General features: G+C 36.8%; 13 protein-coding genes. 3 read left to right on the forward strand and 10 right to left on the reverse strand.

Annotated features, from left to right (window positions below; genetic code table 11):
* Positions 1–8: 8 nt before the first annotated feature.
* Positions 9–1,547: a hypothetical protein gene (locus WC707_03445; GenBank protein MFA6066211.1), complete on the reverse strand. Its 1,539-nt coding sequence runs from the start codon at positions 1,545–1,547 to the stop codon at positions 9–11.
* A gap of 170 nt (positions 1,548–1,717) precedes the next feature.
* Between WC707_03445 and WC707_03450 the strand changes: the two genes are divergently transcribed.
* Both WC707_03450 and murB read left to right on the forward strand, forming a co-directional pair.
* Positions 1,718–2,644: a rhodanese-related sulfurtransferase gene (locus WC707_03450; protein MFA6066212.1), complete on the forward strand. Its 927-nt coding sequence runs from the start codon at positions 1,718–1,720 to the stop codon at positions 2,642–2,644.
* A 1-nt stretch (position 2,645) separates the two neighbouring features.
* Positions 2,646–3,626: a UDP-N-acetylmuramate dehydrogenase gene (murB, locus tag WC707_03455; GenBank protein MFA6066213.1), complete on the forward strand. Its 981-nt coding sequence runs from the start codon at positions 2,646–2,648 to the stop codon at positions 3,624–3,626.
* On the opposite strand, the gene WC707_03460 is transcribed toward murB, so the two are convergent.
* From WC707_03460 to gspE, 9 genes are all read right to left on the reverse strand, one after another.
* Positions 3,571–4,296: an ankyrin repeat domain-containing protein gene (locus WC707_03460; protein MFA6066214.1), complete on the reverse strand. Its 726-nt coding sequence runs from the start codon at positions 4,294–4,296 to the stop codon at positions 3,571–3,573. The genes murB and WC707_03460 overlap by 56 nt on opposite strands.
* 2 nt (positions 4,297–4,298) lie before the next feature.
* Entirely contained in the window at positions 4,299–4,991 is a 693-nt protein-coding gene (locus tag WC707_03465) for an ankyrin repeat domain-containing protein (GenBank protein ID MFA6066215.1), read from the reverse strand.
* Positions 4,981–5,661: an ankyrin repeat domain-containing protein gene (locus WC707_03470; GenBank protein ID MFA6066216.1), complete on the reverse strand. Its 681-nt coding sequence runs from the start codon at positions 5,659–5,661 to the stop codon at positions 4,981–4,983. The genes WC707_03465 and WC707_03470 overlap by 11 nt, the downstream gene beginning before the upstream one ends.
* A 156-nt stretch (positions 5,662–5,817) precedes the next feature.
* Positions 5,818–6,195, reverse strand: a complete 378-nt coding sequence (locus WC707_03475; protein ID MFA6066217.1) for an ankyrin repeat domain-containing protein — start codon at positions 6,193–6,195, stop codon at positions 5,818–5,820.
* Positions 6,192–6,494: a hypothetical protein gene (locus WC707_03480; protein ID MFA6066218.1), complete on the reverse strand. Its 303-nt coding sequence runs from the start codon at positions 6,492–6,494 to the stop codon at positions 6,192–6,194. The genes WC707_03475 and WC707_03480 overlap by 4 nt, the downstream gene beginning before the upstream one ends.
* Positions 6,495–6,496: 2 nt before the next feature.
* The gene (locus WC707_03485) at positions 6,497–7,282 is read right to left on the reverse strand and encodes an ankyrin repeat domain-containing protein (GenBank protein MFA6066219.1); all 786 of its coding nucleotides are present in this window, start codon (positions 7,280–7,282) and stop codon (positions 6,497–6,499) included.
* A 61-nt stretch (positions 7,283–7,343) separates the two neighbouring features.
* Complete coding sequence (locus tag WC707_03490; GenBank protein ID MFA6066220.1) at positions 7,344–9,662, reverse strand: translocation/assembly module TamB domain-containing protein; 2,319 nt, start codon at positions 9,660–9,662, stop codon at positions 7,344–7,346.
* Complete coding sequence (locus tag WC707_03495; protein ID MFA6066221.1) at positions 9,659–10,114, reverse strand: hypothetical protein; 456 nt, start codon at positions 10,112–10,114, stop codon at positions 9,659–9,661. The genes WC707_03490 and WC707_03495 overlap by 4 nt, the downstream gene beginning before the upstream one ends.
* A 34-nt stretch (positions 10,115–10,148) precedes the next feature.
* A complete protein-coding gene (gene gspE, locus WC707_03500) occupies positions 10,149–11,855 on the reverse strand; it encodes a type II secretion system ATPase GspE (GenBank protein ID MFA6066222.1) in 1,707 nt (568 codons plus the stop codon).
* Positions 11,856–12,003: 148 nt separating this feature from the next.
* Here gspE and bamD point away from each other — a divergent pair, with 148 nt between their 5' ends.
* Positions 12,004–12,825 carry an outer membrane protein assembly factor BamD gene (bamD, locus tag WC707_03505; GenBank protein ID MFA6066223.1) on the forward strand — a complete coding sequence of 274 codons (822 nt, stop codon included), beginning with the start codon at positions 12,004–12,006 and terminating at the stop codon, positions 12,823–12,825.

Here is a 12,825-nt window from a genome sequence, read left to right on the forward strand (position 1 = left end):
CCTATTTCTTATGCTAAATACTTGGATTTGCCAAGCTCTTGGGTAATGTTATTAACCTGCAACCTAAAATCTACTAATGCATCTTCGACGGCACTGAAACCTGTTTTGGCAGCTATGTTAAGCTCTTTCATTAACTCCAAATATTTCAACGCTCTTGCAAGTTCTTTGTCAATAGGATCGGCTTTTATTAGTTCTTCTAAGAAAGCTTTCGCGCCTTGCATACGATCATCAAAGTATTCTTTTTCACTCAGCTTTTTAAGATTTTGATAACTGGCAATAAAAGGAAGATCTGGCTCATTTAGGTTCGTATTTTTAAGCCACACAAGCTGTTCAGGCTTATTTGGATATGCGGCATATATCCGTATTTTTGTGAGATCATCATTTTTCATGGTAAAGTATCGCAACATCTGATCATCCAACTCTCCACGCAAATCCATCGCAATACATCTATAACATGTGACTGGTTTAGCGAGAAACGCAATAAGCTTATTAAGATCTGATAAAAATTTATCTTTCAGACGTTGCTTGATCAATGGATTAAGATCTTTAAAATTTTCGCCATTTTTACCGTATGATTGACCATATTGATACATTTTATACAAGTCATTAAGAAACGGAACAAAGCACATAGACTCGCTACCTTTATGCATACCACAGAGTAAACGCCGAGGTTCTTTTTCGGTAATTTCTTGATAATCTTCAATGGTAGGCAGCACAACAGTCCCAGAACATTTGTTGCGAATGTTATTCCAGTCAGCCTCTTTCATCAAACTAATAACTTGTGCTCGACGCGTCTCTACGTCCTTCTTAAATGCGTTAAATGCCTCGCCCGTTCCGGTTGATTTTTCTATAAAATTTTTGAGTAATAGAGGATAATTTGTAACATAATCAAGATCTTGACAAAGTCCCTGATATGTCCTTCCTGCCTTTAAATCCGCAATATAAATCTCCATAATTTTTTTTGCCCAGTCATAGATAGTTAATAAAAAAGCATAAACATCATACTGCTTACCAGTAATCGTAACGGGGGCAATTTTTTCAAAAATATCAAATGCTGATGGTTTATTGGGCTCATCAAACATAATTGCAAGAGGGTACTTATACAGTATCTTTGCCAAGATCCATACAATACCAACTTTATCTTGATCAGACAACTTGTTATCACTTATATATTTAAAGATTGTTGCTAACAATTCGGTACTTACTTGAACGATCTGATCTGATTGCGCCGCCTTATCGCGTGTCGCAAGCCACGCCTTTATATTAATTTTAATGGCACCGCTACTTGCAACATCATCAATAGACAAGGGGAGGCCGAATTCAGCAACAAGAGAATACTCAGTTTCTCGAGTGACCGCTTGAGAACCAATATTTTCTTTTTTCCCGCCCTTGCCACCAGGTTTTTTTTGAGCCAATCCTGCCTGTAAAGCGTTTAAGTTATTATCAAGTGCAACATAATATCCAATATAATCATCCATCGAAAACACAGAAAAAACACAAGAGCCTGACATAATCACGCCCATGTATAACATTATTTTTTTAAGCATAGCGTCCACACCATTTTATGAAATACATAGAGATATCTACCCAATAATTTACGTAAAAAGCGTATACGCAAGCAAGACTTTTAGTTTCTGAGCTTGTCAGCCCGTACCTCTTTAAGTTATAATGAGAAATATTATTACCCTTACAAGCACGTAAAAACAAATGGAAGTCAATGGGAAAAGTCTTACTTTTTTATAAATATGTTACTATTTCAGATCCTGAAAAAATAAAAAACTGGTTGTTACATCTTTGTCGTTCGCTCAATATAACAGGTCGCATTATTATTGCTCATGAAGGGATTAATGCAACAGTAGCTGGATCAATAGAAGCAACAGAAACGTTTAGACAGGAATTTGAACAACACGAACTTTTTGATAATATCGATTTTAAAGAAAGTGCTGGAGATGCCGATTGTTTTCCCAAATTACGCGTTGTAGTCAAAGAAGAAATCGTTAAATTAGGCGTTTCCCCGACCCTTATTACAGCAGAAAACGGTGGGCAACATTTAACACCGCAAGAAACTCATGAACTTTTAAATAATAAGCCGGACGATCTTGTCATTCTCGATACCCGCAATATATATGAATCTAACATTGGTCGATTTGAAGAAGCAATTTTAGCACCTATAGACAATTTTAGAGATCTGCCACAATATCTTGATGACAACCAAGATCTTTTTAAAGATAAAGACGTGCTGATGTACTGCACGGGTGGCATAAGATGTGAACGTGCAACTGCGTACTTGAAATCAAAGAACATAGCTCGCAATGTCTACCAAATTGCTGGCGGCATTCACCGATACGCCGAAGCGTTCCCTGATGGTCATTTTAGAGGCAAAAATTACGTATTTGATGCTCGCATTGCTTTACCAGTCACAAGCGACATTCTCAGCTCCTGTGCTTTTTGTACAAAGCCCTGCGATGATTACACAAATTGCATCAACGCACAATGCAACAAGCAAATTATCGTTTGTCCGTCATGCATAGATCATTATCATAATACCTGTAGCGCTTATTGCCAAAATCTTGTCGATAATAATATGGTCAATGTACGAATACTACCCAAAAAAGTCTTAGTCTCTCAACATTGCTCGTTATAATATGATCGAAACAACGCACAGATATATTGCATTAAATAATACAGTGCTACTACAAGAAAACGTGCCACTTGCTGACAAAAGCTGGTTTAAAACTGGCGGCAATGCACGTTACTACGCAGAACCGACAACAATAGAAGAATTTCAAGAAGCTATTATGTGGGCACACCATCATGCATTACCCATATTTATTCTTGGCGAAGGTGCAAACATTCTCATAGCAGATACGGGATTTCATGGTCTTGTCATCAAACCAATTATCACAACAATCTACGCAACAGCTTTTAATGCAACACATAGCCTTGTAACGGCAGGCGCGGGCTGCTCATTCCCTTCTCTTATTAACTATTGTCTCGAAAACAATTATACCGGCTTAGAAGAATTTAGCGGTATTCCGGGAACTGTTGGCGGATCAGTGTATATCAATATTCACTATTTTGAATTTCTATTGGCACAATTTTTGCATTCAGCGACCGTCATCAACCGAAATACAGGAGCAATTTTAATCGTTGATAATGCATGGTTCAATTTTGGCTATAATGCATCGAAGCTACAGGAAAAAGAATATTTTATCATCGATGCAACATTTATAGTTAAAAACGCATCTATCATTGAGACGGCATATGCCTGTGGTAGAAAAGATGAGATGATACGGCATCGCACAAGCCGCTATCCAACAAGCAGGACCTGTGGTAGTTTTTTTAGAAATTTTCTTAATCATGAAGTGACGTTAATAAGTAACGGTAAAAAAATGATGTATGTTGCTTATTATCTTGATAAAATTGGAGTAAAAGGCCAACTTTCTATCGGCGGAGCATCAGTATCATATCAGCATGCAAATATGCTCGTGAGTAGCGCAACGGCAACATCATCTGATATTGTTTTATTAGCTCGTGCTATGCAAGAAAAAGTGTTACAACAATTTGGTATTATTCCTCAGCCAGAGTGCATACTGGTCGGTTTTGACGTGTACCCATTACTCTAACATCATTCGGATATGCTTGCCAAATAACACTAATCATTCTACGATTTTTACTTTTCATCGCAATATTCAGCGCAGTTTCACGTGCGTTATTAGATGCTAAAATATTAACTTTTTTTTCTAATAACAGCTGCACAATTCCAAACTTATCATACGCCACTGCCAAATGAATCGGAGCCATACCAATCATATTTTTAGCATTAATATCGGCACCAAAATTTATCAATAATCGCGCAACATCCGTTGATCCTGCAAGTGCAGCATCATGTAATGGGGTAGAATGTATTTCATCAATTTCTCTAATAAGCCACGCGTTTTTACTCTGTGCAAGAACGCTTCCTGTCCATCTAATCGAATTAAATCGTGCAGCAATATGCATTTTTGTCTTATAATTTTTTGCAAACAAACTCAATATTTTATAATGATTAATAAATTCTATTTTTCCAATCATATTAAATTGCTTACACACCAATAAAAAATTTTTACAATTCTCAAAAAGTGTCGCTTCATCAGAAACGTTTACCAATTGATGTGCAATTTCACCAATCATATCTTTAGATACATCGTAAACATAATTTCTTCCAACAAGGCGCCAATAAGCGTATTCCATTGCAGATGCTGGCAATATAAAAACACAGATAAATACATATAGCATCACGATATTTTTTTTCATCATTATTCTTTTGTTTCTTTTGCAATGGCAATTGCCTGTTCAAGCAAATGAATTATTTGTGCATTGCCTCGTTGTTTTGCATAACTTAATACACCAGCAGCCCATTGATTTGAATTAATATCTGCACCCTTATCCAATAACAATTTAACCATCAAAGGATTATTTACACATATTGCATAATGAAGCGCCTGGACTTTATTTTTATCTTCTGCATGAACATTTGCGCCTAAATCAAGCAACAATGATGCGGCACCATATGCATTATATATGACAGCATAATACAGCGGTGTTTTCGATTCGCTATTTTTCGCATCAATCAAATGCATATTATCTGTATCGTTAAAGAAATTTTCTAACCACCTCACTGCATTAAAACTCGCGGCAATATGCGCTTTGTTATTAGAGAGCCCATGAGCATTAGTTTTTTCGCAAGTCTGATGTATAAATTCTGCTTCCCCAATCTCGTTAAATCGTTTACACGTCAATGAAAATGACCGAAAATCATTCATCAATGCCGTTCGATCAATAACCCTATCAACAACATTAATGGACTGATATACAACCTCAGAAATTATCTCATCCGGAACTTGAACAAAATAATCACGTACATCAATCTGAGCACAATCATCTTTCATCCCGTAAACTGGTAAGACAAAACCACATACAAGCGCATAGAGCGCGATACTATTTTTCATCATTATTCTTTTGTTTTTTAGTAATAGCCAACTCAAGTGCTTTGATTATCTCTGTGTTGCCACGCTTTTTTGCATAAGCTAATAAACCGGTATTTTCTGGACCAACATGCGCACGCTTATTCAATAACAATGTAACCATTGATAGATTATTGTTACATATTGCATAATGAAGTGGTTGCAGTTTTTTTCCATCTTCTACACCTACATCTGCGCCCGAATCAATTAATAGTGATGCGGCGTCATATGCATTATATGCAACAGCCATATGTAATGGAGTCAACGTTTCAGCATTGTGCTGATTAATCAAATTCTTATTCTTGCCATTCTCTAATAACTCTTTCAACAACTCTGTCGAATTAAAAAGTGCAGCAATATGCGCCTTATTATTATTAAGCTGATAAAAATTAGTTTTTATCAAAGCGTGATTTATAAATTCTGTTTTTCCAATTCTATTAAATCGTTTATCGGTTAATAAAAACGATTGACTATCTTTAAGCAACGCCTCGTTCTCAAAAACATCTATCAACTGATATATAACTTCAGAAATCACTTCATCCGATAGCGCCTCAAAATAATTATTCTGCACAAGCGGCCCACAACCTTCTTCCATTGCATGCGTTGGCACTGCAAATAAACACACAAGCGCATAGAGCGCGATACTATTTTTCATAATTGTCCCCAAAAAATTTCTATAATAATTTGTTAATCAGGTTGTATAGCATACAGCTATATATTAAAGTTTCAACTTTATTTTCAATTAAAACACAGATGCGATACTAATTATTTTTGTTCTACTTCTTAATACACTCACAGAGATTCATTCTGATTATGACGCTCTATTAGCCAATGCTTGTTGCAGCAAACCAATTATTTCATTATTGCCTATTTTTTTTGCACAATCCAATAACGATTCTGACTTAATCCACTGCTCTTTATAATCTGCAGCAACATCCGCATCATTATTCAATAACAACTGAACCATTGAGACATGACTCTTTTCTACCGCATACCACAGAGGCCCCTTACCACATAGATTCCGAGCATTAACATTCGCGCCCAACTCAATTAATAATAATGCTGCACCATATGTGTTATTATATGCGGCGCAATGCAATGGCGTTGACCACAAACTATTTGCCACATTAATCAACTGTTTATTTTCTTCATCCCCAAAGAATGCTGTTAGCCATCTTGTTGAATTCAAGCTCGCAGCAATATGCACTTTAGAGTATTACAACGCCAATCATCTTTGTTAAAAAGAGCATTTATAAATTCTGATTGCCCAATCATATCAAGGCGCTTACACGTCAATAAAAATGACCGACGGCTCTCTGGTGATGTTTTTTTATCGTCCGCCAAACAACCTATAATTTTAGAAATTATTTCATCAGGTAATACATCAAAATAATTATGCCGAACAATCGGCCCGGAGCCTTCTTCCATTGCAGATATTGGTAACATACAAATACATACAAGCGCATATAACGCGATAAAATTTTTCATAATTATATTCCCGTCTTCTTTGCTAATTCCCGCTCAATCAACGTAATTATTTCCGGATTGCCCCATTGTTTTGCATGGGACAATACACCATCAACGTCGTTAGGTCGTGACCCAATACTTACGCCATGACCTAATAATAATTTAACCATTGATGTGTTTTCAAAAAATACCGCCGTATGGATATAATTATGTTCATTCCACGGAATAGTAGTATTCGCACCCGAATCAAGCAGCAACTGCGACATCCTTAATCTATTGCATATAACTGCATAATGCAGGGGCGTTTGATTTTTCAAATCTTGAGCATCAACCGACGCCTTCATTTCAATTAATAACTGTGCGGCATCATGAGCACCAGCATTTGCTGCACAATGTAATGGTGTTAATCCAGTACTATTCTTCCCATGAATTAAATGCTTATAATTATCATTATCCTTAAAGAAATTCTTTAACCATGTTATCGAATTTAAACTTGCAGCGATGTGTATTTTGCTATCCGTATTAGAATATCCGAGACAATATTTTTTAAAAAGATAATTTATAAATGCCGGTTCACCAATCTCATTAAATCGCTTGCATGTCAATAAAACCGACCGCCGACTAATCAATAACCATATATGTGAAAAAAGGCAACCATCTATAAATTTATCCATGATATTAACCATTACTTCATTCGGCAATACATCAAAATAATTATGCTGCGCTACCAACTCAGAGCCCTCTTCCATTGCAGATATTGGTAACATAAAAATACATACAAGCGCATGCAGCGCGATAATACTTTTCATAATTGTCTCCAAAAATTCTATAATAATTTGTTAATTAGGTTGTATAGCATACGGCATGAGATTAAAATTTCCATTTCATTTCGATCTCAGCGCCGATGTCGCCACGCTCGTCCTTCATAGCGTGAACAGCTACATCATCAGAAATGGCATAGTCAACTTCGACATACACATCTTCGGTCAGACTAAAGTTTTTTTGAATCAATGCTTTTAGTCGATCATTTACATCAATTTCTAATCGCGCACGCAGTCCGCCACGGCCGGTATGATCGGTCAAACTAGGAACAATCCGTATATTTTTTACCGGAGGCAAAAAACTTTTTATATATGCTTGAGCAGCATAAGCTTTGCCTTGAGGTGCAAAAATAAAATCTTCAAGATATCGCGTAACACCCCGCGGAACAGCAAAAGCAAGTGACCCGTCAGCCACACCACCTAACAACAATGCAACAATGTGCGACTCAGAAAGCGCTGGTTGCGCATCAAGTTTTATAACCGGATCACTCAGAGTACCAGAAATATCCATATTGATTTTATATTGTTTAACCGAACTTGATGCCGCAATATCAAGCATAAGCTCATTATTCGGCATACAATATATTTTCCCTTTTTGTATAACAAGCGGCTCATACGGAAAAGCAACTACCCCTTGATGCAATGCAATAACGCCGCTTAATTCAGGCTTACCAAAGGTTCCATGACAATGCATGCAACCATATGCTTGTGCTTCAACAAAAGGGAGCTTAATTTGAGCTAATTGACCTGTTTTAATTAAAATATTCAATAAAACATCGTCAATAAAAGTTGTTGTTTTTTTTAGTTCTTTTTGCGTTGTAAATGGCACATTGCAAATACGTGATTTATCAATAACAAGGGTACCGTCAAACGTTGATTTTTTATGACGATCATATGTAAAAAGCAAAGATCCTGAACACACTGCAAAAATATTTTTATTCCAATGAAAGCAACATTTTTGTAGCAACAAGGGACAGTATGCATATTCTATGCCTGAAACACTATAATCAATAAGAGCCCTTGGTATCTTAATAACTCCATGCGGCAACGCACAAGAAGCGTCCTGTACAACTATGCAAGAACTGCCTCCATCCAACAATACGCGCGCACGTAATCCAGAAATTTTTGTACCAACAGAAGCGCCTGTAATAAAAAATGGATCACAGCTGACACGTAACCTAATATGTGGTAATGCTTGATAATCTACATTAATAGTTAATGCACCCCGACTCGGCAACGTTATCCCTGCAATCTGCATATAATTACGTAAGACAGTAAATGGAATAGAACATACACCCATACACGTATTATCACCCTGAAAAGTGCAACATGTATTTTTATTATTATACAACGTACATGCGACTACATGCGGACGCGGATACAATTGAGCATCAATATCCATATGATAATTATCATAGTGTGCACAAGCAGTAACCCGACCATCATATATCTGCATCTGCGTAGAAAGATCAATACACGGCTGCAGCAATTTACCGTCATGAGTTGCTTTACCCGTTAACAAATCGACTACAAAAGAGCCTTCGTATTCTAACATATTATTGCGCATCCATTGACATGTACCATTTACTACAGACATAAGACTCGTCCCCAATAGAGTAATTTTGTGAGTAAGATTATGACATGCCGCTGAAATTGCACCATCATCAACACTAACCTCACCATACCAATAATCATCTACCCGACTATGTTGAGCATGGATCCCTTTAATGGCACAATATAGTTTTGATCCACTATACGTAATTTCACCCGAACATTTTTTAAAAATACAGCCACTTCCCACATATACACACCCGCCATTCAGCATGCACGCAATAGACCCTGCAGAAGTAAAATCAACATACGTACTAAAATGTAATATTCCTGAATATGCGTCAGAAATATCATGCACTGTACACGTACCTGACGTTATTACGCATGATTTGAGCATAAATGGTGGCTTTGCTGGAGCCTTAAGAAGATTTTTAATATGTTCAAAAATACCAATAGAAGTGCCCTGTATATCCGATGTTACTGAAAGATTATCAACTGTAAATGCTATCGCACAGTTGTTACGTAGAAACAAATACAACCACGATAATTCAACGACCACATGTTGCGCTGACCACGACCAGACAACACCGTTCAATGATTTTGCTTCAAGATTTTTAAGATCAATACGCCCTGTAAAAAAATTAATATAATCAATATCTGCAGAAAAAGAACAGTCAAAATTATCGCTATAAAAACGACTACATTGTTGTGCAATTTTTTTTTTAACCCAAGCATCATCTTGCGCAATAATAAGTATAATAAGACATGCGCATAGCCATGCACTCATAAGACTAAAAAACAATCTCCAATAACTCATGAAAGTAGCAACCATCCTTGATCATATGCATACATACGCACATAAGAGACGGCTGCTACGGGACACGTTAACGCATAAGAAACATCTCGGGCGGCATTCGTTAAATAAATTGAGCCGGATTGAATTTTGCCATCGGGGTAAAAAATACAAACATGTTTATCAAACATAATAGCATCTCTAATTTCATGCGCAGGTGATGATGGTGGGCCCAAAACACCCTTTTGCACGCCAAAGCAAACTCCGCGCCCGCACGTACGAATAACATTATCATATCGATAGCTATTAGTCTTATCGTCAAAATAAAGACACTGCTCCCTGTTATGCAAGAGTGCTCGCTGCTGTAACATAGCATACAAAGAATACAGTGCATCAAGCTCCATTCGCACCAGCAACCGATCAAAAAAAGAACAATAATGCATACTCAATGTCATCATGCCTAAACATATTGCCATGACTATGCATGTCTCAAAAAGAGTGAATCCTTTTTTACTCAATATCATGCGCAGTCGCAACGGATAATACCTCTTCAATAGTTGTCAAACCTAATGTGATTTTTCTGATACCATCTTGAATTAATAGCGTCATGCCATCTTTTTGGGCTTGTTGTTGTATAAGTGCAGTATCAGTACGATTAATAGTCATACGGGCAATCTGGTGAGTCATCACCATAATTTCAAAAATAGCAAGCCGCCCCTTATAACCAGTTTGTAAACACTCATTACAACCGCGTGCGTCATAAAATGTAATATGCGCAGCTGCTTCAGAAGACAATGAAAGCCTTTTGAGCGTCTCAGCCGTTGGCGTATAGATTACCTTACAAGCACTACACAATTTTCTTACCAATCGCTGTGCAACAACAGAGACAATCGTTGATGCAATTAAAAATGGCTCTATGCCCATATCTATAAGACGAGTAATAGTTGCGGCGGCGCTATTAGTGTGAACAGTACTCAAAACAAGATGGCCTGTTAGAGCTGCCTGAATAGCAATCTGCGCAGTCTCCTGATCACGAGTTTCTCCAATCATAACAATATCAGGATCTTGGCGAAGAATTGATCGCAACGCCGCTGCGAATGTCAATCCTATTTTTTCACGTACTTGAACTTGGCCAACGCCAGCCATTTGGTATTCAACTGGATCCTCAACCGTCACAATATTAACATCCGGCGCATTGAGTTCACTTAAAATAGAATACAATGTTGACGTTTTACCAGATCCAGTTGGACCAGTTATAAGCAAAATACCATTAGGCTCTTTAATGCTCTGCTCGATAACACCATAATCGCGCTCACTAAAGCCAAGATTTTTTAACTTACCAAATGTTTTCGTTTTATCCAATAATCGCATAACAATACGCTCTCCATGCGTTACAGGCAATATGGAAACACGAATATCAATTGCTTTATCGGCTATTTTTATTTGAATACGACCATCCTGAGGCTGTCTTTTTTCCGCAATATTCAAATTTGCCATAATTTTCAAACGAGAGGCTAATGCGCCTTGTATTCGCTTAGGAGGAGTCATTGTTGTATATAAAACACCATCAATTCTATAACGGATTCTCAATTCTTTTTCAAAGGGCTCAATATGAATGTCAGACGCGTCTCGCTTAATAGCTTGATACAAAATATGGTTAACCAACTTAATAATGGGAGCTTCGGTCGCCATTCCCAAAATATCTTCCTCTTGAATTGCTTCAAAATCCATGGCGCCAGACAAAGCTGTTTCTTCTTGCAATTCTGCTATCATTTCCTGAGTACCCTCAAGAGGATAATAACGATTGATGCCCTCGATAATGACTGCAGGCATTGCAACACCCAACAACGTGTCACCACCAAACAACACATTAAGCTCATCTATTGGCTGAAAATCAAAAGGATTAGCAGTAACAATCATAATTTTATTATCATGCCATTGTATCGGAATCACGACCTGTTCACGTAAAAACTTAAGAGGTATTTTTGCTAGTATTTCAGGCGATGCCATTTCTTGAGATATAACCTCAAGAAACGGGACTTCAAACTTAGACGCATACGCCTGCGCAATATCAAGCGCAGGTATTTTATTCTGTTCAACAATATAATGCTCGAACGTTTGTCCAACCGCAGAACTTTCTGAATGCAATTGGTGCGCTTCCTGAGCTGTTATTTTTTTTTGATCAATAAGTATTTCACTTATACTTTTTTTTAGCATATAGTCTCCATCAATAAGCTTCTTATATTTTAAGAATAGCATGGTCGCAATAATCTTTATAGAATCATACCACTTGCCGTTATAAAATGGGTATGATACCTTATTTATATACCTAGCTATGATAATTAAATGCCGGAGCTACAGCGACATGTTATCTCATAAATTATATATATTTTTATGCATCAGTATAATTATTACATCGGGATGCTTAAAAAAAACCTCACAAGATACACCAAAAAAAAATATAAAAGATATGAATATTGAAGAAGCTCAACATGCACGTGATTATTACCAAAAAACGGGACATCCCGATCTTGTTGCGCGAGCACTCGAACGGATTATAACCCTTTCTTCTGATCACGCAATTTCTGCCGATGCCCTTATCAAATTAGCGGATATTCAGCTAGAAATGAATAAATACGAAGAAGCTCAAAAAAATTATAAAGAATTCAAAACATTATATCCCGGAAATATATTAATCGCGCACGCTGCTTATAAAGAACTTTTAGCCCATCAAAAAGAAATTAAACCGGTATATCGTGACCAACAAAAAACAAGAGAAGTAATCGACTTAGCAGAACTTTTTTTGGAAGAATTTCCTGACGACCACAAAAAAGATGAAGTGATCGGTATTCTTGATGAGTGCTATAAATTGCTTCTCGAGCATGATATTATGATAGTTCAATTTTATATAACAAAATATCATTTAGAAAACAATATCAAATCACTTATTTCAGCAATAAAACGACTGGAATATGTAAAAAAAAGAATCATTCCGCATATATCAAATAAACAGCCTTATGAATCAGCAATATCAACCATCAATGCGATGCTTGATACATATGATGCGCAAAATCCAACACAACAATTACATACCGTTGTTGAACTTGTCGAAAAATCGCTGGCACAACTTTTTGAAAAAATATACGGTCCTCCAACCATAACAACCTATTTAAGCAGTCAATTATAA

Source organism: Candidatus Babeliaceae bacterium, assembly GCA_041660765.1.
Classification (GTDB): Bacteria; Babelota; Babeliae; order Babelales; family Babelaceae; genus JBAZVR01.